The following is a 21990-nucleotide window of genomic DNA, read 5'->3' as shown; positions in this document are numbered from 1 at the left end:
GTGCCGGCGACGGTGAGCCCGGCGTCAAGACGATTTGGAAAGGGCTAAATCAAGTGCACGCCTCGGCAGAAACACTGCGCGCCCTACGCGATGGCTTGGGCTGACGGACTTATGTATAAGGGAATGCGTCATGAGCGCCCTTACGCCAGCTGACAGCAAAATGTTCGGTAGGTTATGGTGGGCACAGCCACTTCCCGCACGCTACGCATCGATCGACGCTGCTAGCGTCGGCCTGTCTGTGCAAATCGAAGTGTGCAATCGCGGACTCAACCTGGATGATACGGTCCGACATCGCATTACGTGGCGTGGTACTGCTGAACAATTTGGGGCGACGAAGACATTCCCGAAAGGTGTTTCCGCCAAGCTGAGTTCGGGGCGATTCGTCTATCCTGGCCAGTTGCGGGGCACAGTCTATCCAGGTGGCATTGGACACTACGTTTTCGTGATCGAGTTCTGCTACCTTCGCAGTAAGATCTGGGCGCGCCGCGAAGCAAAAGCTGCATTAGCAGACGAAAGCTATTTGGATTTTCGCGATGCGGTAATGGCGGGTTTTCCTCTAGCGGACGTAAGCGGGGATGACGTTAGAATTCTGTCCGGTGGTTTACGATGAGCGCCCCCACAACGTAAGCTGCGCAGCCGGTTCTCGACCCTAAGGTTGCTCTGTTGGCCGCCTCCCCTTGGCGGGCGACCGCGGCCAGCAGAATAACCTCGAGATGCATAAGGCACCGCACAGCGTTAGCCAGTGTCTATAAATGTCCTTTCCGTCTGGATGAAGAAGGTTAGCGTAGACTGTCATAACGCTAAAAGTAAGCGTAGGGGATTTTCATAGATAGTTTTGCTGCGTATAGAAGTGAGATTGTATGTTCGAAACTGAGAGGCAGTGCTTGACCTATAATCCGACACCTCGACGGGTGGCGCGCCGAGTATTGAAGCAACTTAATCAAGTGTGGATATCGTGGAACCTGGGAGAAGAGAGTAACTTCAAAGCAGATTTTTTAAAGATCGTGGTTGAGTGCGAGCGACTAGGGAGGTATGGCCCTGTAGGATATGAATGGGGAGTCTCTAGCTACAATGAGATACTTCATGCACGCTTAGTGGCGAAAGATTCTGAAGTTCAAAAGTTGCAGTTTTCTCTTTTAGAGCATGCGTGTGTCTTCGCAATTAAGGCGATGAGAGCTCCTCGTGCAAGCAACGTGGCGTGGTGTCAAGCCTGCCAAGCGGAACATTGGCTCGGCCTACTGATGGGGCTGTTGTCTGGATTTTCTATTCAATTCGAACTTAGTAAGTACTCTACAAAGCAGATTCGGACGATAGAAGCTAAAAGTCGAGCCACTCAACGCTGGGCAAACGATCCCTCGCAAGACGCAAAAATAATTGCTAAAGAATGTTGGGATGCTTGGAAGCGTGATCCTACGCGATACAAGAGCCAATCTAGCTTCGCAATTGACGTCCTCGATAAAGTGCCAGTTGACAAGGAAGGGAGCACTGTCATTACCTTTAATACAATTGTGAAACGATATATCCCGCAATGGCAGGGCCAAGAAAAGTAACTATGGATCGCATAGTTCCCACTATGCGCAGCAGCATGGGAACTATGCGTTTCAACAGGATATCTGGAAATTTGATTCACCTCTAAGATTCGTCTATTGGCCTTCGATGGTCTTGACTAGATGAGTTTGAATCAATATGGACCAAAAACAAAAGCGCAATAGAAAAAATGCAAGCTGCGCTAAAAATAAAAATTATTCGTTACTTGAAAAAGCCCAGCAAAGTCTGTTAAAGTATGTTTCGCAGCGGAAGAAAATTTCTTTCTTCTTTCGCCGCATCACCTTCCCCGCTTGCGGGAGGGAAATCTTGGCCGTATGAACTGAGTAACCGCCACGACGACATCGTCGTAATCCTTTTTCTAAGGGGCTTTTACTTTCGCTCGTGCTGCGAAGAGTAGGCGCCCCTTCATACGGAGCCTTATAAAATGACCCACCTTCCCGCAAACGGATACCTCAAACTTTCCCACATTCTTGGCAATCCCAAGGCAAACCCTCCCATTCCCGCAATTATCCCAGTCTGCAAAGCCACCTGGTTTGCTGGGCAAAAAGGTCCAAATCCTCGATTTCCGAAGCCGATTCGCATTGGCAACGGTCGCGGCTCGTTTTATCGAGTCGAAGATATCCGCGCCATTCTGAACCCCGCTTAAGGATCATCCATGACTACTCAAACAGCCGCAGGCTCGCAGCCTGCAGCAGGGACTCTGCACGTCTCCGCTTTGCAAATTAACGGCATCACTATGGCGCCGATTGAGCATAACGACCAACGCGTCATGAGCTTGACGATGATCGACCAAGTACACCAGCGTCCGGATGGAACGGCCGGCCGGAACTTTCGCGAAAACCGTGGCCGCCTTGTCGCTGGGGAGGATTTCTTTGAGATCGACCAGCCCGACGAAATTCGTCGCCTTGGTTTTTCGCGACCGCAGGGAGGTGTTCCAGCAATGGTCCTCCTTCTAACCGAAACCGGCTACAGCATGCTGGTCAAATCGTTCACTGACGATCTGGCTTGGCATGTGCAGCGGCAGCTGGTGAAGTCGTACTTCACGAAGCCAGCACCGGTCCTCGATCCGCTTGCGGGCCTCCCACCCGAGCATCGCGCGCTCGTGGCGCTTATGTGTGACAACGCGAGCATCAAGGCTCGGCAGGTTGAGCAGGCTCAGGTACAGGCAGAGCAGGCGACTGCGTTGACGATGGTCGACCAACGCGTGAGTGACATGGCAGACAGCATGCTCTTGCTGGCACGGCCAGCCGGCGCGGAGTCGATCGTGCATATCCGGGCGCGCATAAATAGACTTTACGGCTTGCCCGCTCGCATCGTCGACGAGGTGTTGCGGCAATCGCCGATGGCTCCGAAGCCGGCCGGCATGGTGAAGAACGCTCGTGAAGAGGCTCAAGGTGCCAGCTATGCGGTTTTCTGGACTAAGGATGTGTCTGCCGTGTTTTCGCGATTTGTTAACGAGTGCAAGCACGTCACCGTCACTCAGGCAACGCATCCATACATTACAGGCCGCTTTAAGCTGGTCGCAGCGGGGCGGTACGCATGAGCGCCGTCTTTTTGAATCCACGGGTTTCAAAGCGCCCGCCACCGTTGTCGGACCAGCTGCGTGCCCGTGTGCTGGACCTGCGCCGCAGTCACTCGCTTAGCCGCGTCGCAGCGCTGACGGCCCTGCCGCTGGGAACAGTGAAAACGATCTGCTCACGGTCGGGCGCCTTCCGTGACAACGAGCAGCACCGCGCGTTGTTCACGCTGCCGCCGATCAAGCTAAGCACGAATACCGGGGTTTCAGTGCCGGAGCTTCCGCCGCGCAAAGTGGTCACGGGCGACAAGGAAATCGACGCAGTGCTTTGGCTGCACTCAGTCATCCGCACCGGCCAGGCCGACCTGATCAGCAAGGCGATGGAAGCGGCCAAGCGGATCAAGACGCCGCTCAAAGAACTGGAAAAACGGTACCGCGATCATATCGTGCGCACGAACCCCAACAACATGTTCGCGGCACTGTCCACCTTCGGGTTTTGTGATCTGGAGGATATGGCAAAGAGCGCCGTCGAAAAGATGGTGCGCCAGAAGGAAGCGCACGCGCGCTTCGGCGACGATGTGTTCGGCTTCACGCCGGCCGAGCAGTTCTGTGAGGATACCCTCGTTGATGTGGGGCTTTGCAAGAACGGCTGGAGTCTCGACGCGAAACAAGTGGATTCACGGTTCGGTGCCCACCCGGCGCTGCGGCCGCACACACTGGCTGACTGCCTGCATGAGCTCAGCTATTGGTCGGAGCTATTCACACTTCGGTATGCGTTCGGCACCGCGGCGGGCGATCCCGGCATGAGCGTCCAGGCGCGCGACGATTACACATTCCGCCTGCTGGCTAAGATCCGTGCACGCACGCCGACGGAGGCGGTGACAGTGCTCCGGCACATGGCCAAGCACGAGCTTATGGACCGGGAAGAGACCAACGATATTTTGCTGAATCTGATCGGTGGGCGTGCGAACGCATGCCTTGGAGGAGGCACCGATGTTACATGAGAAAGCAGCAAGCGCGCTTCATTCAATCGCGCCGAATGAGCGCGCGACTTGGGTACGCATGGCAATGGCCCTCAAGTCCGAGTTTGGCGATGACGCGTTCGATACGTGGAATGCCTGGAGCAAAGGCGCGGGGTCGTACTGTCGAAAATCCGCCCTAGCCGTGTGGCGAAGCATTGGCTCTGCCGGACACGTTCGAATCGGCACCCTATATCGTGAAGCCGCAGCGAATGGGTGGCGTTATGCCGAGGATGGGCTGATGCCACCCATTGCGAGGCGTGATGAGTCGGCGAGCGAGGCCGATGTCGATGTCGATGTCGCAGAGGATGCGCGCAAAGCACGCGCTGCTGTTGCCGCCGCGGTGGCAGCCAAAAAATATTTGACTGAGTGCCAGCCGAAAACGCATCCGTACCTTGCATCGAAAGACTTGCCGAATGCGATCGGGTTGGTGCGCGGCCCGGCCCTTATCGTACCCATGTACGATTTTCTGACGGGTGAATTGGTCGGCACGCAGCGAATAGATTGGCTCGCGGAAGAGCAGCGCTGGGCCAAGCGCATGGCCTGGGGGATGCGCGTAAAGGGCGCGGCGCTCAGGCTGGGCAATCAGAGGGCGCAGGAGACGTTTTTTTGTGAGGGACTGGCAACCGGGCTATCCATCGAGCTAGCGCTGCGCAGGCTGCGTTTAAACGCGTCAGTGGTGGTTTGCTTCAACGACTGGAACCTCGCCCACGTCGCTTCGCTGGAAAAGGGGCGCGCTTTCGTCTTCGCAGACAACGACGGCTCGCTCGCCGGAGAAAACGCCGCGAAAAAAACCGGCCTTCCGTTCTGCATGAGCGACGTCGTCGGCGAAGACGCGAACGATCTGCTGCAGCGTGCCGGCGTCGTCGAGCTTTGCCGGCTGATCATCGATGTCAGAAGGAGGTCAGGATAATGGCGAACCCATGGTTTCGCATGTACGCCGAGTTCGCCCACGACCCGAAAGTGCAGATGCTCCCGGAGGTCATGCAACGCCGGTACGTAATGCTGATGTGCATCCGTTGCGGTAACGATCTTGAAACGTTACATGAAACGGAGATCGCGTTTTCGCTGCGTATCGATGCAGTTGCATTGGCCGAAACGAAGACGGTTTTCTTGGCAAAGGGCTTCATCGATGACCACTGGAGGCTGCTGAATTGGGAGAAGCGTCAATTTATCTCCGACACCAGTACAGCCAGGGTAGCGAGGCATCGCGCGGCAAAGAAAACGGTCGCGAAGCCCAAGCCGAATTGACCCGAAACGTTACAGAAACGGTTTTGTAACGCCCTAGAACAGAACAGAAGAGAACAGATATTGCGACGCTTCACGCGCAATAACAATCAACCCCGAGTACCAGAAACAAGATTCAAGACCAAGAACAACGGCCACACCAAAAGCCAGGTCAAGAACGTAAGAGCACTCGACGCAAATTTAACACGAGGAAGAAATGATCGAATACATCAACAAGCGCCTGATCGAATGGTCGATCTGGTGCAAGCGCCGTGATGACGGCGGGCTTGGGTACCCATCGAAATCCAACTATTGCAGCCTGGTCCAGATCCACGGCGCCGGTGGTGCTGGCCCGATCACCGAGGCTGCGGCCGCGCTGGAGATCGAGAGCATTATCATCGCTATCCGCAAGGCGAACCCAGCACAGTACGAGGTGGCCAAGTGGTTTTACTTGGCCGGCAATTTCACCATCAAGCGCATCGCGCAGGAATTGAAGTGCGGCGAGTCGACCGTCTATAACCGCCTGCATGCGTTGCACTTGGCGGTGATGGATGGCCTGCACGATATCGAGATCGAGGCGCAGGACCGCGCCGAAGAGGCCAGGGCGGCGCAACGATTTAATCCGCTTGCCAAGTTGGAGGGTTAGGGTTATATTGTGCTACGCTTGCTTATCTGTACGAATCGAGCGAATCAAAAAGCCCGCACCGAAAGGTAGCGGGCTTTTTGCTTTCATGGCAATAGAAAGCGTATGATAGTTCTTTCTCACAATGGGGGACCTATGTCGCATGCAAGTTACTTCCACTTAGAGCAAGCCGTTAAGGAAAAGGTTGCGGAGGAGAGGAAATTAGACGTTTCCATGCAACGCTTTGCCGATGAATTCGAGAGTTCGTTAATATCTCTGCTGAGCGCGCCGCCTAACACGGTGTGCATGGGATCAGTGGATGAGGACGGCGCTTTCAGACAAAAAGTGGCCGGACGCGTTGGGTGTAGACTTGACCGTGCTGTGTCGGTCGTCTTTGCCGACGAGTTGAAGTTCGCTCCTGTTGTAGTCGAACTGCATTTTGCCGAGCAAAACGGTAAGATGAGGGCCGCGATCCATGGTGAGTTGGCTCAAGCAATCGATTATGACCCTGTCATTGATGTGGCGGCATTGCATCAGTTCGTACAAACCGTAATTGTCAAAATTCAGCGACTAATTGAAGACCGCTACTTATAGCGGTGTTTGGCCAACCCGGAAACCACCCACGAGGTGGTTTTTTGCATTTGCGCCGCCGTTTTTCACGCGCGACGTGTTCAGAATTTGCCAGCCAGGTGCTGCTAACCGAGCTCGCGGACGCGCACGCGACGAAGTGGCCGACTCCCTCACGAAACGAGGGGCAACACGCATGATGATTGCAGGCCGCGCTTCAATGCGCACAAGCACCGGATCAATAACCCGCGCAGTCGTCATGCCTGTTGGCGAATGCTTTGGCTGAGTCCGGCCTAAGGTTGGCGCAGATAAGCCCCAAGAGCGCGTTCTGCAAACGCCATGCTCCATGAGGTACATGGGTTCGAATCCCATAGGCAGCCGCCAACACCAATCTCCCTCAGTTCGCTACCAAGCGTTCTTTCGCCGCTGGACGCACACGCGATCGCGGCTCTTCTTATTTGGGACTCCCATGACTACTCAAGACGCTGCACAGAATATCGGCACGCTTAGGCTCGGCCCGGAATTAAAATACCTGCCCGAAGTCCTGGCGGGACTGGAGCAGATCAAGGTGGCGGCGCAGGAGGCTGCGGCTGCCGTGGCATCAATTGGCGGGCAGGATGCGAGGGTGCACGATGCCATCTATCGCCAATCTGCTGCTGCGGGGATGGTAGTTGCTCCTTACAAGATTGATGCCGCGGCGGCAGCCTTCGCAGAGCAGTGGGTTAAAGAGGTACGGACTGGCCGCGACGTGCTCGGTATGCTGCCTCGCACTGCTGATCAGTTCGCTGCGGCGTTCGTCCGTTTTATCGAGGGGGCTACTCCATGGGCGGCGAGTCCTCCAGGTCAAGCTTCCTGAAGATTTCAGCCCTTCGATTCAAATGTGCCGCTGCAAATTCACAGGCCATGGCCTGCATGGCAAGCACGGAGTTGTTCGCATTCGGGATTGGGATGTCGAGCGTGATGTAACCATCAAGATCAGTTTCGTAGATTGTGTGCAAATGAATCATTCCGTCCTTTTGCTGCAGTTTAATGTCGTGCGCCATTGAAATTCCTCGCGTAATTGTTGTATGGAAATGACAAGGTAACACGTGGGCCATCGCAGTAATTCTTTTTGAGGCGGTCAAGGCCCGAGCGGCAGGTAACTTCACACCCCCCCAGCACACACCAGGTACACCCCATGAAGCAGCACCACTGGCACGACCTGATCGTGCGCTCAGTACAGGCCAAGGATGAGCGAACCATCGACTCCCTGGCCAGGCACCTCGCCGAGTGCGAGACGGCCAAGCAGATCCTGCAGGCCAAGGGTTACGGCACACAAGGGCAGGGTATAGAAGCAACAGCGCGGCTCGTTCCGCATTCAAGGGATTGAAGATGAAAGATGTCGTTCTGGGAATTGATTTCGCGCGCGCTGTAGCAGAGCACTTCAACCTGCCAGGCGATGCGACTGACGCGAACATGGTCATGGGTGCTGGGCCTAACGAGGTCTTTGGCGTCCGCCTCAAGCTCATGCTCTCGCCCGATGATGTCGCCGCGATTGCTGCGCGCATGGGCGGCGTGGCCCCAACGACTCAGCCTAAGCACTGGGCTGGCAAGGATCAAGCGCTGTCGTACGTTCGCGCCGATGGGGTGGAGCAGCACATCAGGGTGAGCGACAACAACGCGGCGATCAGCAACTTCGATGCATGGATGCGCGCCCGCACCGAGGCAGCACACGCCGCGTACATGGCTCGGCACATCGACGGCGGCCAGGATTACCAATGACCAGCGCGCATATCCGAATGCAGGACATTGGACGGAAGGTTGATCTGTTGCGTTTCTCCGTGGCCGAGGGACGACGCCAAATAGTAAGGGCCGGGCCTGATCTCACTGCGTCGATCTTTGATTCCATAGAGCGCCGGGTCGCCGATATCGAAGCTGTACTTACTGTACGTCAGGGTATTGTTTCTCAAGCTGATGCAGAAAATAGCTGAAATCAATATTTACGTCGTAAAGGCAGGAGTGCCACCTGGAAGTGATGGGGTGCGAGTTGGTTGCAACCCTAAAGTTCGCAGAGGCGCCGCGTAAAGCAGGTTCGAAGTAGGCGCGCTCGGTGCTCGTCTGAGGATCGCGGTTATCGCGAACCTTCTTCCGCTTTGCTGCCGCCTTGATATCTGCCTTGAGCATAACCAGCTTGCTCTGCAGCTCATCTTTTTCCTGGCTGGTAATGCTGCGACGGTCTGCGATTGCAGTCATGATTTCGTCTATGCGTTCGCTGTATGAGCGCAATGCCAGTATCACATCGCGCGCTTCCGTTTGCTCGTTCATTGAATTTTCCTAGATGTGGACCTTAGCGCCAACCCGGCGAGTTAACAAGTCTACAACGTTTACAAGGCCTACCCGAAATGGCGTGGAGTAAAGAGAGCCGACAGTCGCGCGGTTATGGCGCAGCATGGGACCGAGTCCGCAAGGTAGTGATGCAGCGGGATGGGGGCCTGTGCCAGGTCTGCCTCAAGGCGGGCCGCTACGGCGTCATCGCGTACGCAGTCGACCACATCGTCAGCAAGGCCAAGTGCGCGGCGTTACGGTGGTCTGATGCACGCACAGACGACCCCAGCAACCTTCAGGCGATCTGCGCACCGTGCCACGAGGTGAAGACCGAAGCAGAGCAGGGGAAGACAAAAAGGGAGAGGGTCGCCTTTGGTCAGGACGGCTGGCCTTCCGTTTCCGCCTCTGATTCCTAGACTTCTTCTGTATAGAGCGGGACACTGACATCAACTGTAGTCAGAATTTCTTTCAAGATCGCCTCGCGGCGCAGTACCGCAGTCTCGTGCATAAAACGATCACGGCCGGCAGTCATGCTAAATGGCGTAGCAATCATTGCGTTTGTTGCGTCGAGTGCGGTCGACAGCGCGTTCAAGCGGGCCGAGGTTGCGTTTTCCTTTGCCTGCTCTGCCATTTGCTCACGGGCCTCTTTCAGTTCAAGGCGTTGACTCAGCAGGCTGATCACGAACAGGACCAGCGACAGGAACGATAGCAATGGGTTCAGCGTGCCACCGAGGTAGTCACCGAACTGTCCCCATCCTTCCTGATCGGAATCAAACACCGAGCCAAAGTGCTCTACGTAAGCGTAAATGGCAAAAAGAAGCGCGGTAAGTCCAATGCCGAAAATGCCGTACACATACCAAAAGAGCGGGTCTTTTCCGATACGACGCATTGCAGCGCGCGTACTGGATTCAGGGCCAGACGAGCTAGTCATTTACATCCTCCTTGAATTGATCTAAATGCAATATTGTAGCAGGGGAGGGCGGGTCAAAACCTCGGGGGAATGCCCCTTACGGGACCGCGCTCACCCTCGCATTTAACGCTAACCCACAAAACGCCGGGAAAACATGACGACCAAGACCAAACGGACGAGGGCCGACTCCGCTGCCAGCGCCGTCAAGGCGATGGTCGACGCCGCACAGCCCGACCTTGCAGTACCCGATTACGTGACGCTGACCGCCTCGGCCGTGCCATTTTGGGCCGGCGTTGTGCGCGCGCGTACGCGAGACGAGTGGAATGACGTGGACTTGGTGGTGGCGGCGCAGCTGGCGCAGTGCCAGGCCGACATTGCCGAGGAAGACGACGCGCTGCGCTGCGAGGGACGCGTGATCAAGAACGAGCGCGGCACGCCGGTGATGAATCCGCGCACAACGGTCATGGAGCAACTGGCCCGGCGCGAGATGGCGCTGATGCGGACCTTGCGCATGGGTGGCCGGGTCGCTGGCGACTCGCGTGACCAGGCTGGCAAGCGGAAGATCGAGCGCGAATCACGGAAGCTGCGCGGCGAGCTGGAGGAGGAGGGCGATGGCCTCCTCGCCACGTAAGACGAGACAGCCGAAGCCTGCCGAGATCGACGTTGAAGAAAAGTATTGCACCAGGAAGCCGCTGACCCGAGGCGAAAAGGTCTGCGCGTTCATCGAAAAGTATTGCCTGGCGCCGGAGGGCGACCACATCGGGAAGCCGATCCGGCTCGAGCCCTTCCAGCGTAAGTTCATCCTTGAAATTTACGACAACCCGGTGGGCACGCACAGCGCCTACCTGTCGATCGCGCGCAAGAACGGCAAGACGGCGCTGATCGGCGCGATCCTGCTGGCGCACCTGGTCGGACCCGAGGCGGTGCGCAACTCGCAGATCATCAGCGGTGCGCAGTCGAAGGAACAGGCGGCGGTGGTGTTCGAGCTGGCCCGCAAGATGATCGAAATGAGCGAGGTGTTGTCGAAGCTGGTCCGCGTACAGCCAAGCGGTAAGCGCCTGATCGGCTTGGCGCGCAACGTCCTGTACCGGGCGCTGTCCGCCGAGGGCAAGACGGCTCACGGACTGTCGCCGATCCTGGCCATCCTCGATGAGGTCGGGCAGATCATCGGACCTACCGACAAGTTCGTATCGGCCATCACGTCGGCTCAGGGCGCGTACAGCAACCCGTTGCTGATCGCGATCAGCACGCAGGCGCCGACCGATGCCGATCTGTTTTCGACCTGGATCGATGCGCAGACCAGCGCGCCGGACCCAAGGGTCGTGTGCCACGTCTACGCGGCGCCAGCAGATTGCCAGCTTGACGACCAGAGGGCATGGGCTGCGGCGAATCCCGCGCTCGGCATCTTCCGATCGCTTGCAGACGTGGCCAAGCAGTGCAAGCAAGCGATCGACATGCCGGCCAACGAGCCGGAATTTCGGAACCTGATCCTGAACCAGCGCGTGGAGGCGGTTGCGCCATTCGTTGCGCGGTCCACATGGGAATCGAACAACGGGGCACCTGGCGATGCGGCTGGGTTGAAGGTTTGGGCCGGCTTGGACCTGTCCAGCGTCAACGATCTGACCGCGCTTGTAGGTGTGGACGAGTCCGGCGGTGTGCATTCGTCCTTCTGGCTGCCGAAACATGGCCTGGTTGAGAAGTCCCGCAAGGACAAAGTGCCCTATGACCTGTGGGAAAAGCAAGGTTTCCTCAACACGACGCCAGGCAAGGCCATTGAATACGAGTTTCTGGCCGAGTATTTGCGCGGATTTTTTGACCGATATGACGTGCAGTTAATCGGTTTCGACCGCTACAACATGAAATTTTTGAAGCCTTGGCTGGTGAAGGCTCGGTTTTCCGACGTGGAGCTCGATCGGTTTGTCGAGTTCGGCCAAGGCACGGCCAGCATGACCCCGGCGCTGCGCGACTTGGAAGTGAGGTTGCTGAACGCGCAGCTGCGTCACGGTTCGCACCCGGTGCTCAACATGTGCTGCGCGAACGCCAAGGTGGTGGGCGACAGCGGCGCGAGAAAGTTCGACAAGCGCGCGGCGCGCGGACGGATCGACGGCATGGTGGCGCTGGCCATGGCGGTGGGCGTGATGCCACAGGCCGAAACGCAACAGAGCGGCTCCCTAAACGACTACCTTTCGGACCAATAACGCATGAATCTATTCAGTAAGGCAGCGGCCACCGGCTTGGCGCTTAAAAGCGTGTACTTCTCGATCCGGGATGCCGTCGCCTATCGCGGCGTGCGCGACACAAACAAGGACGTCACGATCAACCTCGGCAACGTGCGCAGCGGCACGCCTGGCGTAGACGCGGCGTTGCAACTGTCGGTGGTCTGGTCCTGCGTGCGCCTCATCGCTGAGACCATCGCCACGCTGCCGCTGATCACCTACGAGCGCAAGGTCGTCAACGGGCGCGAGATCCGCGTGGTGGCCCGCGAGCACCCGCTGTATTACCTGTTGCACGACTCGCCGAACGCCGACATGACGGCGGTGGAGTTCTGGGAAGCGGTGGTCTCGCAGATCTGCCTGTGGGGGAATGCGTACTGCCTCAAAAGCTACGGTGCCGCTGGCCGAATTGTTGCGCTGGACCCTCTCGACCCGGCCCGGATGACGGTTCGCCGCAACCTGGACGGCGCGGTGCGCTACCTGTACGCCGATCCGCGCGGGCAAAAAGAGTTCACCGAGGGCGAAATCTGGCACATCAAGGGCTTCGGCACCGATGGCCTGATGGGGATATCCCCGATCACCGCCGGCTGGCGGTCGATGTGCGGCGCCACTGCGGCCGAAACCGCATCAGCCAATACATTTGGTAAGGGCATGCGCTTGTCCGGCGTGCTCACGATGAAGGAATACCTCGACCCGGCCCAGCGGGAGCAGGCGAAGGGCAAGGTCATGGGGGCGGTGTTTGGCGACGACCGTACCGGCAACATGATGCTGCTGGAGGGCGCTACCGAGTTCACGCAACTGTCGATGCACCCAGCCGACGCGCAGATGCTCGAAACGCGCTCGTTCAGCGTCGAAGACCTGTGCCGCTGGTTCAACATGCCGCCGTCGATAATCGGCCATGGCACTGCGGTGTCGAACTGGGGCACCGGCATCGAGCAAAAGAACTTGCACCTGATCCAGTACGTGCTGCGCGCCTACATGGTCCGCATCGAGCAAGGCATCAAGAAGTCGCTCCTGAAGCCAGCCGAGCGTGCGCGCTTCTTCTCGGAATACAGCGTCGAAGGCCTGCTGCGTGGCGATAGCGTAACGCGCTTCCAGGTGTACTCGACGGCCACACAGAACGGTCTGAAAACTCGCAACGAATGCCGCGCGCTGGAGAACGACCCGCCGCTGCCGGGCGGCGACGAGCTGACGGTGCAAAGCAATCTGATCCCGCTCTCGCTGCTGGGAAAAATTACCAACACCGCCCAGGCGGCCAAGTCGGCCGTGCTGTCCTGGCTTGGAATCAAGGAAAACGACAATGCAACTCCTCCACAAATCGATTGATCTGGAGCTGAAAAGCCTGACCGACAAGGGCAGCTTTTCCGGCTACGGCTCGGTGTTCAACGTCATCGACAAGGGTGGCGACATCGTTGCCCCTGGCGCGTTCGCGGAAAGCCTGGGCAAGTGGCAGAAGTCGGGCCGCACGGTGCCGGTGCTGTGGCAACACCAGTCGGACCAGCCGATCGGCGCTTGGGAGGCGCTGAAAGAGGACGACCACGGCCTGCTGGGCGAGGCGTCACTGTGGCTCGACGATGCGCCGTACGCGCGCCTGGCGCACAAGGGCATGAGCACCAAGACGATCACCGGCCTGTCGATCGGCTACCGCGTCAAGGATTACAGCGTCAACAAGGACACGGGCGTCTATACGCTGCAGAAGCTCGACCTGGTCGAAATCAGCGTGGTGACCAATCCCATGAACGACGACGCGCGTGTGGCCGACGTCAAGAGCTTGATCGAGGCCGGCCGCATGCCGACGCTCCCTGAATTCGAAAAGTTCCTGTGCGAGGCAGGCGGCTTTTCACGAACCCAGGCCAAAGCCATCGCCGGCAATGGCCTGACAAAACTGCTTGATCGGTGTGAGGCCGATGGCGAAAAAGGCGATGCAATTCTTACCGCACTGCGCGGTTTCACTCTCACTCTTCAAGGATGACAACATGACTATCGAAATCGAATTCAAACAGGAGCTGTCGAAATTGGGCGACCAGCTCAAGGCCCACGGCGAAAAAGCACTGGCCGAGGCGCAGCGCGGCATCTCCATGACTGAAGGCGTCAAACAGACTGTCGACGAACTGCTGACCAAGACGAGCGAGATGTCCGCCGAGCTTGCCGATGTGCAGCAGAAGCAGGCGCGTCGTGGCGCCGAGCAGGATCAGGGCGCCAAGTCGATGGGCGCACAGTTCGTTGAGAACGACGCGTTCAAAAAGGCACACGAAGGCGGCGGTTTGCGCCGCAAGGGTAGCCGCATCAGCGTCGATATCGACGCTAAGGCGATCACCACCACCAGCACCGGCGCCGGCGTGGTTGCTGACCGCCAGCCAGGCATCATCACCCAGCCGCAGCGCAAGCTGACGGTCCGCGACCTGGTCGCACCTGGCCGCACGGCGTCCAATTCCATCACCTACATGAAGGAAACGGGCTTCACCAACAATGCGGCACCGGTTGCCGAGGGCGCCCGCAAGCCGGAATCGACCCTCACGCTGGCGCAATCGATCGCCCCGGTGGTCAAAGTGGCGCATTTCATGAAGGCATCGACCGAGATTCTGGACGACTTCCCGGCACTGCAATCGTATATCGACGAGCGCTTGACCTACGGCCTGCGCCTGATCGAAGAGGCCCAACTGCTCAAGGGCTCGGGGGTTGGCAATAACCTGAACGGGCTCTACACCCAGGCGTCGGCCTACGTGGCGCCGATCGCCATCGCCGGCGCCACCCACATCGACACCTTGCGCCTGGCACTGTTGCAGGCGGAACTGGCCGAGTATCCGTCAGACGGCCTCGTGCTGCACCCGTCGAATTGGGCGGCAATCGAGCTGCTGAAGGACACCACTGGCCGGTACATCATCGGCAATCCGCAGGGCACGCTGTCGCCTACGCTGTGGAACCGCCCTGTGGTCACCACGCAGGCAATGTCGATCGCCACATTTCTGGCAGGCGCCTTCCGCATGGGCGCGCAGATCTTCGACCGCCTGCTCGCCTCGGTCGCCATCGCCACCGAAAACGAAGACGACTTCGTCAACAACCTGATCACGCTCCTGATCGAAGAGCGCTTAGCCCTGGTGGTCAATCGTCCCGAGGCGTTCGTCAAAGGCGCGCTGGCGTAAGCAACCCTGCCGGCGCCGCCACCCGGCTGCCGGCCACCAGGAGAACGACATGGCAGTAACGAAAATCAAAGCGCTCGACCAGTTCTCGCATGGCCGCCTGAGCATGGCCGCCGGCGACACCGACATGATCGAGTTGGTCGAGGCGCGCGAGCTGGCAAAGGCGGGCCTCGTCAAGATCGACGACGACACCCCGGCTTTAGTGCCGGAACCTGAACTAGCGCCGGCCGCCGGCGACACCGACATGATCGAAGGCGGCGCCAAGATGGCCGACGAGCCTGAGAACAAGATGGCCGATGCGCCGATGAACAAAACCAACAAGCCAAAGGCGAAATAATCATGTCGAAAACCGTTCGCCTGCTCTCAACGTACAAGGGCATCCGCCCGCAAACCATCATCACGGTGGATGACGCGACGGGCGCCGCACTGCTGGCCGGCGGCGTCGGCGCGACCACCGACCTTACTGGCGGAGTGCCGTACGTCTACCCCGCCAAGTTATCCACAACCGTGTCGGCAAGCCTTCAGGTTGACGGCGCCAACAATGTGACGGTAAAAGGCGCTGGCGCCGCCCCGATCGGCGGCTTGGTGCCGCTGGCAGCGCGCAATACGTTCTCGCTGGCGTTCGGCTCGGATCACTCCGACTTCATCAAGTATGGCGTCGGGTTGGACAACACGACGCTCAAGAGCATCTACAACGGCCAGTTCAAGATGTTTCAGGATCTCGGCCTGCGCCCCTACCTGGCCATCACCACGTCCGGCCCGGTAAAGCACGCGCCCGAGCAGGTCGGCGGCCCGACTGGCGGCGGCCTGCCGTGGGTGAATCTGCGCGAAATGCAGGACGCCGGCGTCGAAATGGTCTCGCACTCGCATTTCCACGTGCAAGCGTGGGACAAGCTGAACATGGGCATTTTCGTCGGCTACAACGGCGCCGGCTCGGCCGCCACCATCAGTATTACCGCGACCACCATCACGCTTGCGGTTTCTGGCGTGCCGAGCGACAGTGCAGTTCTCACACGCAGCAGCTACCCGACCCTCAATTCGCTGATCAATGCGATCAATGTGATCAACCCCGGCGCCTGGGATGCTCACATCGAGCCGCACACCGCATTGCTGGGCACCGAGCCTCTGTCGTGCCTGCTGCCTATCTCCGGCGCGCGCGCGGTGAAAGGCACACCGTCAGGCGACAACCGTCTGTTTTGCTGTGGCGGGGGCATCCACCTGGCTGTCAAGGACCAGCCGATAACCACACCAACGAAGGCGATGATCCCGGAGCACGTCAAAATCCGCATCCGGACGAACAGCTACTTGGAAGTGAGTATTGACGGCGTGGTCCAGTCATACACCAACTTGGCAGCGGTGGCGACCGACACCATGGCCGAGCTGGTTGCGGCGCTCAACACCGCGCACAACGCCCAGGGCCTGCTGTTCTCCCTGGCAGACAACGGCGGCGCCGGTTTCACGAACTACATGCGCGGCGACGAACTGTGCGTATCGATGGTCCATTCGCTGACGAATCGCACGGTCGGGCCGATCAACCTGGCAATCGAGCCGGCGGTCATCGAAGCTGGCCTGACTCAAGCCTATATGCGCGAGCGCCAGTGGGATGCGTCGATCGATACGGCCGAAGCCAACGGCATCCAGCTGAAAGGATTCGCCGAGCCAGGTAACGGGTTCCGTGGATCGCAGCGCGGCGGCTACGCTCGTTTCAAGTTTTTCCGGGGCACCATTCGCACGATGCTCGACCAGCAGCCGGTCACGTACCCGCTGTCCGCACTCAAGGCGCCCCTGTTCACGCGCTCCGATTGCATCGTCAGCGGCGGCTACACGACAGCCGCGCATATGACCGCACTCGCCGACGCCATGGCCGATTCCCCAGGGCACGCCTGCTGCCTGTTGTGGCACCGCCTGAGCACGAATGGCGGGTCGTTTGGCTATGACCTGGGCAACGATGCGACATTGCAGGACCAGACGGCGGCGAACGCCATGGCCTTTGGCGCTGCGCTGGCGTCGCACATTGCATCAGGCAGGATTACTCCGACGATGCTGAGCGATGCGGCGGATGCCATCGGGCTGGGGCGCGAACCGTTCAATCGGTTCTTCAATGCCAACTTCAAGACTGCCGGCTTGCCGATCCCGACGACGGACGGGGTTTCCGTCTTCAACGAGCGCGCCAACATTCCCGGCTGGATCGCGTCTTTCACCGGGGCGTCGGGGGCCGCGCTGCCCACAGGCGCCACGGTAAATATCGGTGCCGACGGCATGCTGAACTTGAACTCGCCGAACGCGGTCGCGGAATTCGCCATTCGCCAGTCGGTCATCCTGGATCGCAACGTCGAATGGGAGTATGGCTTCGACATTCGTGAGGCGAACCTGACCGCCGGGGCCGGTGCCCTGTTCAACGTGGTGCGCACCGCAGCGCGCCCGCTGTACGGCAATAACCTTGAGGCGAATATGGCCGTTACCACTGCGGTTGCCAGTGCCGGCGGCGAAATTGGTGTGAGCAACGCCACAACTGGCGCAGGGCAGATTGTGGGCCGCCTTTCCCTGGCACGATCGACTACTGGGTTCGACGCCGCGCGCATGGTCGGCTCGGTGAGCGGCCCGTATACGATCACTGCCGGCGTAAATGATGGCCTGAGCATTCAGATCAACGGCATCCCGCCTGGCGCGGGTATGACCTTGACGGCTGGCACGCTCACCGCCACCCAGGTTGTCGATGCAATTCTGGCGTGGATGAAGGCGGACTCGGTGTACAGCACCTACCCGGAATTTTGGGACATCGCCAAGGCACGGCGCGCCGGCCGCACTGCGCCGGCGCTGATCCTGGGCGACATGCAAAACATCTACAAGATCGTGGCCACCGGAACGGCGCTGCTGACCCTGTTCGGCGGCGTGAGCACCGGCGCCGGCCACATCGCCGAAGGCTACAGCGGCCCCAATGTCGACAGCGGCATGTTCGCGCTGGCATTCGTAATGCAAGTCAGTTTCCAGGGGAGCATGAAGCTCGGCAAGCCCTGGCTCAAACCATTGGAGATTTCGTGATGAAGACAGTAATGTGGGACGACGAAGTGAGCTGCTGCGGCGGCCACCGCAACGGAAAGGTGGAATTCGATGATGGCGAAGTCATTTATGTGAACGATGCCGGCGGCGGCTTCGCGGTGCGCGCGGTGCTCGGCGGCGACGTCAACACGGCATCGGTCCGCGTCAAGGGCGGCGAACGGGTTTGCCTGTCGCAGGCAGAGTTCGAACAGATCCTGGCCGCATGACCTCGCGCCAGATCACCCCACCGGTCGCGCTGGCGGTGTCCATGGCCGATGCGCGCGCGAGTGCCCGCGCAAACGGGAACGAACAGGACGCCGAGATCGAGATCCGCGTGCGTGCGCTGACCGCCGAGGCTGAGTACATCACCGGCCGCTCGATCATCAACCGCACGTATGAAGTGACGCAGCCCGGTTTTACCGGAGTGGTCCCGATACCATCCTCGCCGCTGGTTGAGGTGATCAGCCTGAAATACCTCGACGCCGCCGGCGCCACGCAAACGCTGAGCGAAGATGCCTACGTGGTCGACCGCTCAATCGAGCCGGGATTCGTCACCCTTGCTGCCGGCGCCACATGGCCGACAACGAAGCAGAGCCCAAACGCGGTAACCCTGACCGTGGTTTGTGGCTACGGAAATGACGAAACGGCGACGCCGGCCGCGTTCAAGGGCTACATCCTGGCCAAAGTCCGCGAATACTTTGCGCCGGCTGGAACGCCAGAATCGCCGCACCTTATCCGAGGGCTCGACTGTTTGAAGGTGCATAGCTGATGGCCGCCCCGTTCAAGTGCGACGAGAAGGTCACGATCGAGAAGCTCGTCGGGGATCTTGATCCGGTCTATGGCACCGAAACGAAGACTTGGGTTCCTGTGCTGGTGCGCTACTGGGCCAACGTCCAAGACGAATTGCCGAGCCGCGCGGAAACGACAAAAAACGGGCTGGGCAAGGCCGTCCAGCGCGCCAGGCTGCGCATGCAGGGCGCCCAAGCCGTGACGGCCGATATGCGTGTCGTCCTGCACAACCGGGGCGACCGGGTAATGCAGATCATCGCCGGCCCGGCGCGGCTGGACGACCGGCTTCACACCGAATTTCAACTGGAAGGATACTCAAATGGCTGACCCGAACATCACTGGCGGCCGGGAGCTCGATGCGTTCTTGCAGCAGTTCTCGGTCAAGCTCGAAAAGAACATCATGCGCAGCGCCCTGCGTGCCGGCGCGAATGAGTTCAAGGAAGAAATCAAGGCCAACATTCCCGTGGACAGCGGCGCGCTGCGCAGCAGTGTCCGGGTCACCACAAACGCCAAGGGTGGGCGCGTGACCGCGTCGGTCAAGATCGGCAACAAGAAGGCATGGTATGCGCGCATGGTCGAGTTCGGAACGCGCGCGCACAAGATCACGCCGCGCGGCGCCAAGGCGCTCCGGATCGCAGGCTATGTCGTTGCCGACGCCGACCACCCCGGCGCACGCCCGCGCCCGTTCGCGCGGCCGGCGTTCGACGCCAGGGCCGCGCGCGCCGCAACCGCTGTCGGCGCAAAAATCCGCTCCAGGCTGACCGCCGAGGGCATCAACCTACCAGACGCAGGGTAATCATGAAAATTTTGATGACGCAGACCGTACAAGGCTCGCTCGATGGCGAGACCGTGCGCGAGCTGGAAGAAGGAACCGAGTACGACACGGTTGATAGCCCGCGCGGGCTGCGACTGGCCAAGTATCACATTAAGCAGGGCGTCGCTGTTCCAGCGCCTGGCCGTACTGCGCCCGCGCCAGCCTCGAAGATCGCGGCTCGCAAGAAATGAGCGCAGTCGCAATCATCCGTGCGTTGCTGGTCGCCCATGCGCCGCTTATTGCCCTGGTGCCGGCTGCACGCATCGCCGCAGGCACGATCCCTGCCGGCGCTTTGCCAGCGATCGGTATCACGGAAATCAGCGGCAACGAACAAGACACGGTGGCGCGCGCCGGCAACAGCCTGGTCACCGCACGCGTACAGATCACGGTCTACGCGGCTTCCTACCCGCAGCAAAAGGCGGTCCTCAAGGCCGCGAAGCTCGGGCCCGGCGTGCATACCGGTTTGATTGCCGGCTACGAGGTGCGCAGCGTGCTGCGCTACCTGGTCGGCCCGGATATGGGCGACGACACGATCCCGACGTTCGAACAAAGCCGCGACTTCATGGTGACGTACATCGAGCCGGCCTGACCGAACCAGCTTCACCGAGCCGCCTCCTGGCTGCTCTTTTCATCCACAGTTTTATCAGCCCGCCCGTTTCGCAATCCAGCGAGCGGGCTTTTTTTTGAAAGGTACTACATCATGGCAGGCATTGATTTTGACACCATCGCCGGGACGAAGCTCTACATCGCAGCCGCCGCTCCAACCGTAGCAGACGGCCCGGGCGCCGCAGCTGCATTTGCCCTGCTCACCTGGGTCGAGGTTGGCCAGATCACCAACGTTGGCAGCGTCGAGGGCCGCGAATATTCGACAGCTACCCTCGCTACGGTCGGCGACGCGCAGGACCGCGAGAAGAAGGGCTCGTTCAAGCTGCCCAACGCGGAATTCGAATGCGCTTGGGCTGTTGACGACGCCGGCCAGATTCTCGTAAAGGCCGCATCGAAGAACTACTCCGTCCCGTCGTTCAAGGTCGTCAACCAGGACGCGAGCATCGACTACTTCACCGCGCAGGTGTCGAAGTTCGTCAAGAACGGCGGCACCAGTAACGACGCGGTGAAGGGCAACATGACGCTGCTGCGCCAGACCGACACCGTCACCGTTTAATCATCACGGCCACCTGGCCATCACTAGCACCGGCTGGCGACTGTCTCCTTCGTGGGAGCGGTCGCTGGCACGGGCATTTCATACCCACGAAAAGGAAATACCATGACTACCAACCTGAAAAAATTCGCCCTCATCGCCACCGTTGCTCACCAGCTGCGTGACGGCAACGACGAACTGATGTTCGCGGACGGCCCGGACGGCAAACCCGACGAATCGAAGCCCATGATCGCCCACATGTTCGGCCCAGGCACCAAGAAGTTCGCCAATGCGAAGGCGGCCCAGGCCAATCGCAACATGGACCGCTACAAGAAAAAGGGCAAGTCGGACCTGTCGGCCGAAGATCAGACCAAGGACACCGCTGAATTCCTAGCCGCAGTAACCGATCGCTTCGAGAACATCGAAGTCAACGGGCTGACCGACAAGGCGCTGTTCATGGCGGTCTACAGCGAATTGGAATATTGCTTCATCCCGGCCCAGCTCGATAAGCTGCTGAGCGACACCGCAAATTTTACCGCGACGTCGCCGACTGCCTAAGTCTCTACGTCCGGCACAGCGCCTGGCTCGGGGCTGTGCTGGAAAAGGCGGAAGGCGACAAATCGAAGGACCCGGCGAAGTCCCGGCTGCAACTCTTGCGCATGCAGGCGAACGACGAACGGTTTCAGCCGGCCATGCCGCCGCTCGAATGCGGCGAACACCTGGTTGACCTGCTGTGGACATGGGGGCCGACCATGTGCACCAGCATGGGCGACTCGCCGCTGACCCATCAAGAGGTCAACTACTGCCAGACGAACACCGGCATCGAGCTGTCCGCATGGGAGGCCGAAACCCTCATCAGGCTCTCACGCGAGTATTTCGGGGAATCGCATCGCGCCCCCAAGCGCGATTGCAAGCCACCCTTCGCCGAATCGACGGAAGGCGAACAGGTACGAAACGCTGAGATTCAGCAAAAAATGAGAAGTTTTCTCGGAAGATAGGCCAGCTGCGTGCTGGCCTTTTCTTGTGCGCCCAGCATGGGCGCACTCTTGTGGGTGAAAGTCCCGCCGCGAGCTGACCACAGTGAGCGAAGTGAAGCGCAACTGCATGAGGGTGACCGAGTGTGGAAAGGAAGCGTGGAGCGAAA

Annotated in this window: 33 protein-coding genes and 1 tRNA gene; 31 read left to right on the top strand and 3 right to left on the bottom strand. The window is 59.4% G+C overall.

All coding sequences use genetic code 11. The features are described 5' to 3' along the window. Nucleotides 1-130 precede the first annotated feature (130 nt). The 12 genes from F0185_RS33130 to F0185_RS33075 all read left to right on the top strand — a co-directional run bounded on the left by F0185_RS33130 (nt 131) and on the right by F0185_RS33075 (nt 7355). Nucleotides 131-610, top strand: coding sequence for a hypothetical protein (locus tag F0185_RS33130; RefSeq protein WP_167232810.1), 480 nt, complete (start codon nt 131-133; stop codon nt 608-610). Nucleotides 611-926: 316 nt separating this feature from the next. Beyond that, nucleotides 927-1550 carry a hypothetical protein gene (locus F0185_RS33125; protein ID WP_167232808.1) on the top strand — a complete coding sequence of 208 codons (624 nt, stop codon included), beginning with the start codon at nt 927-929 and terminating at the stop codon, nt 1548-1550. Between the two features lie 136 nt (nt 1551-1686). Continuing rightward, the gene (locus tag F0185_RS33120) at nt 1687-1866 is read left to right on the top strand and encodes a hypothetical protein (RefSeq protein WP_167232806.1); all 180 of its coding nucleotides are present in this window, start codon (nt 1687-1689) and stop codon (nt 1864-1866) included. Between the two features lie 106 nt (nt 1867-1972). Continuing rightward, nucleotides 1973-2194 carry a helix-turn-helix transcriptional regulator gene (locus tag F0185_RS33115; protein WP_167232804.1) on the top strand — a complete coding sequence of 74 codons (222 nt, stop codon included), beginning with the start codon at nt 1973-1975 and terminating at the stop codon, nt 2192-2194. Nucleotides 2195-2203: 9 nt separating this feature from the next. Then, the gene (locus F0185_RS33110; RefSeq protein ID WP_223164624.1) at nt 2204-3091 is read left to right on the top strand and encodes an ORF6N domain-containing protein; all 888 of its coding nucleotides are present in this window, start codon (nt 2204-2206) and stop codon (nt 3089-3091) included. Then, nucleotides 3088-4068, top strand: coding sequence for a hypothetical protein (locus F0185_RS33105; RefSeq protein ID WP_167232802.1), 981 nt, complete (start codon nt 3088-3090; stop codon nt 4066-4068). Before F0185_RS33110 ends, F0185_RS33105 begins: the two co-directional genes overlap by 4 nt. Next, entirely contained in the window at nt 4058-4996 is a 939-nt protein-coding gene (locus F0185_RS33100; protein WP_167232800.1) for a PriCT-2 domain-containing protein, read from the top strand. The genes F0185_RS33105 and F0185_RS33100 overlap by 11 nt, the downstream gene beginning before the upstream one ends. Further along, nucleotides 4996-5334 (top strand): hypothetical protein, encoded by a 339-nt coding sequence (locus F0185_RS33095; RefSeq protein WP_167232798.1) that lies wholly within the window; start codon nt 4996-4998, stop codon nt 5332-5334. The genes F0185_RS33100 and F0185_RS33095 overlap by 1 nt, the downstream gene beginning before the upstream one ends. A gap of 193 nt (nt 5335-5527) precedes the next feature. Beyond that, the gene (locus tag F0185_RS33090; protein WP_167232796.1) at nt 5528-5956 is read left to right on the top strand and encodes a hypothetical protein; all 429 of its coding nucleotides are present in this window, start codon (nt 5528-5530) and stop codon (nt 5954-5956) included. Nucleotides 5957-6058: 102 nt separating this feature from the next. Next, entirely contained in the window at nt 6059-6526 is a 468-nt protein-coding gene (locus F0185_RS33085) for a hypothetical protein (RefSeq protein ID WP_167232794.1), read from the top strand. 241 nt (nt 6527-6767) lie between these two features. Then, a tRNA-OTHER gene (locus tag F0185_RS33080) sits at nt 6768-6883 on the top strand. An 85-nt stretch (nt 6884-6968) separates the two neighbouring features. Then, entirely contained in the window at nt 6969-7355 is a 387-nt protein-coding gene (locus F0185_RS33075; RefSeq protein ID WP_167232792.1) for a hypothetical protein, read from the top strand. Here F0185_RS33075 and F0185_RS33070 read toward each other — a convergent pair. Further along, nucleotides 7315-7542: a hypothetical protein gene (locus F0185_RS33070; protein ID WP_167232790.1), complete on the bottom strand. Its 228-nt coding sequence runs from the start codon at nt 7540-7542 to the stop codon at nt 7315-7317. The genes F0185_RS33075 and F0185_RS33070 overlap by 41 nt on opposite strands. A gap of 134 nt (nt 7543-7676) precedes the next feature. Here F0185_RS33070 and F0185_RS33065 point away from each other — a divergent pair, with 134 nt between their 5' ends. Both F0185_RS33065 and F0185_RS33060 read left to right on the top strand, forming a co-directional pair. After that, complete coding sequence (locus F0185_RS33065; protein WP_167232788.1) at nt 7677-7868, top strand: hypothetical protein; 192 nt, start codon at nt 7677-7679, stop codon at nt 7866-7868. Nucleotides 7869-7870: 2 nt separating this feature from the next. Beyond that, nucleotides 7871-8260 (top strand): hypothetical protein, encoded by a 390-nt coding sequence (locus F0185_RS33060; protein ID WP_167232786.1) that lies wholly within the window; start codon nt 7871-7873, stop codon nt 8258-8260. Nucleotides 8261-8419: 159 nt separating this feature from the next. Here the strand turns inward: F0185_RS33060 and F0185_RS33055 are convergent, their stop codons facing one another. After that, nucleotides 8420-8803 carry a hypothetical protein gene (locus F0185_RS33055; RefSeq protein ID WP_167232784.1) on the bottom strand — a complete coding sequence of 128 codons (384 nt, stop codon included), beginning with the start codon at nt 8801-8803 and terminating at the stop codon, nt 8420-8422. Nucleotides 8804-8880: 77 nt separating this feature from the next. On the opposite strand from F0185_RS33055, the gene F0185_RS35550 reads away from it, so the two are divergent. Continuing rightward, nucleotides 8881-9219 (top strand): HNH endonuclease, encoded by a 339-nt coding sequence (locus F0185_RS35550; protein WP_167232782.1) that lies wholly within the window; start codon nt 8881-8883, stop codon nt 9217-9219. Here the strand turns inward: F0185_RS35550 and F0185_RS33045 are convergent. Continuing rightward, entirely contained in the window at nt 9216-9734 is a 519-nt protein-coding gene (locus tag F0185_RS33045) for a hypothetical protein (protein WP_167232780.1), read from the bottom strand. The two genes, F0185_RS35550 and F0185_RS33045, sit on opposite strands and share 4 nt — an antisense overlap. A gap of 133 nt (nt 9735-9867) precedes the next feature. Here F0185_RS33045 and F0185_RS33040 point away from each other — a divergent pair, with 133 nt between their 5' ends. The 16 genes from F0185_RS33040 to F0185_RS32965 all read left to right on the top strand — a co-directional run bounded on the left by F0185_RS33040 (nt 9868) and on the right by F0185_RS32965 (nt 21844). Next, entirely contained in the window at nt 9868-10344 is a 477-nt protein-coding gene (locus F0185_RS33040) for a phage terminase small subunit, hendrixvirinae-type (RefSeq protein WP_167232777.1), read from the top strand. Further along, nucleotides 10325-11911 carry a terminase large subunit gene (locus tag F0185_RS33035; RefSeq protein ID WP_167232775.1) on the top strand — a complete coding sequence of 529 codons (1587 nt, stop codon included), beginning with the start codon at nt 10325-10327 and terminating at the stop codon, nt 11909-11911. Before F0185_RS33040 ends, F0185_RS33035 begins: the two co-directional genes overlap by 20 nt. Nucleotides 11912-11962: 51 nt before the next feature. Then, nucleotides 11963-13252: a phage portal protein gene (locus F0185_RS33030; protein WP_167232773.1), complete on the top strand. Its 1290-nt coding sequence runs from the start codon at nt 11963-11965 to the stop codon at nt 13250-13252. Beyond that, on the top strand, nt 13227-13898 hold the full coding sequence (locus F0185_RS33025) for an HK97 family phage prohead protease (RefSeq protein ID WP_167232771.1): 672 nt from the start codon (nt 13227-13229) through the stop codon (nt 13896-13898). Before F0185_RS33030 ends, F0185_RS33025 begins: the two co-directional genes overlap by 26 nt. Before the next feature lie 4 nt (nt 13899-13902). Further along, a complete protein-coding gene (locus tag F0185_RS33020; RefSeq protein WP_229477305.1) occupies nt 13903-15069 on the top strand; it encodes a phage major capsid protein in 1167 nt (388 codons plus the stop codon). 49 nt (nt 15070-15118) lie between these two features. Beyond that, a complete protein-coding gene (locus F0185_RS33015; RefSeq protein WP_167232767.1) occupies nt 15119-15403 on the top strand; it encodes a hypothetical protein in 285 nt (94 codons plus the stop codon). Nucleotides 15404-15405: 2 nt separating this feature from the next. Continuing rightward, a complete protein-coding gene (locus F0185_RS33010) occupies nt 15406-18108 on the top strand; it encodes a polysaccharide deacetylase family protein (protein WP_167232765.1) in 2703 nt (900 codons plus the stop codon). Beyond that, nucleotides 18105-18332, top strand: coding sequence for a hypothetical protein (locus F0185_RS33005; protein ID WP_223164623.1), 228 nt, complete (start codon nt 18105-18107; stop codon nt 18330-18332). Before F0185_RS33010 ends, F0185_RS33005 begins: the two co-directional genes overlap by 4 nt. After that, on the top strand, nt 18329-18874 hold the full coding sequence (locus F0185_RS33000; protein WP_167232761.1) for a head-tail connector protein: 546 nt from the start codon (nt 18329-18331) through the stop codon (nt 18872-18874). Before F0185_RS33005 ends, F0185_RS33000 begins: the two co-directional genes overlap by 4 nt. Then, nucleotides 18874-19221 carry a head-tail adaptor protein gene (locus tag F0185_RS32995; RefSeq protein ID WP_167232759.1) on the top strand — a complete coding sequence of 116 codons (348 nt, stop codon included), beginning with the start codon at nt 18874-18876 and terminating at the stop codon, nt 19219-19221. Before F0185_RS33000 ends, F0185_RS32995 begins: the two co-directional genes overlap by 1 nt. Continuing rightward, the gene (locus tag F0185_RS32990) at nt 19214-19690 is read left to right on the top strand and encodes an HK97-gp10 family putative phage morphogenesis protein (protein WP_167232757.1); all 477 of its coding nucleotides are present in this window, start codon (nt 19214-19216) and stop codon (nt 19688-19690) included. The genes F0185_RS32995 and F0185_RS32990 overlap by 8 nt, the downstream gene beginning before the upstream one ends. A 2-nt stretch (nt 19691-19692) precedes the next feature. After that, nucleotides 19693-19899 (top strand): hypothetical protein, encoded by a 207-nt coding sequence (locus F0185_RS32985; RefSeq protein WP_167232755.1) that lies wholly within the window; start codon nt 19693-19695, stop codon nt 19897-19899. Beyond that, nucleotides 19896-20297: a hypothetical protein gene (locus F0185_RS32980; protein WP_167232753.1), complete on the top strand. Its 402-nt coding sequence runs from the start codon at nt 19896-19898 to the stop codon at nt 20295-20297. The genes F0185_RS32985 and F0185_RS32980 overlap by 4 nt, the downstream gene beginning before the upstream one ends. A 111-nt stretch (nt 20298-20408) precedes the next feature. Beyond that, nucleotides 20409-20870: a hypothetical protein gene (locus F0185_RS32975; RefSeq protein WP_167232751.1), complete on the top strand. Its 462-nt coding sequence runs from the start codon at nt 20409-20411 to the stop codon at nt 20868-20870. 102 nt (nt 20871-20972) lie between these two features. Beyond that, nucleotides 20973-21404, top strand: coding sequence for a hypothetical protein (locus F0185_RS32970; RefSeq protein ID WP_167232749.1), 432 nt, complete (start codon nt 20973-20975; stop codon nt 21402-21404). Between the two features lie 35 nt (nt 21405-21439). Next, nucleotides 21440-21844 carry a hypothetical protein gene (locus F0185_RS32965; RefSeq protein WP_167232747.1) on the top strand — a complete coding sequence of 135 codons (405 nt, stop codon included), beginning with the start codon at nt 21440-21442 and terminating at the stop codon, nt 21842-21844. Nucleotides 21845-21990 lie beyond the last annotated feature (146 nt).

Source organism: Massilia rubra (assembly GCF_011682065.1).
Taxonomy (GTDB): domain Bacteria; phylum Pseudomonadota; class Gammaproteobacteria; order Burkholderiales; family Burkholderiaceae_D; genus Telluria_A; species Telluria_A rubra.
Note: the sequence above shows the minus strand (reverse complement) of the source record. Positions and strands in the feature narration are given on the sequence as shown.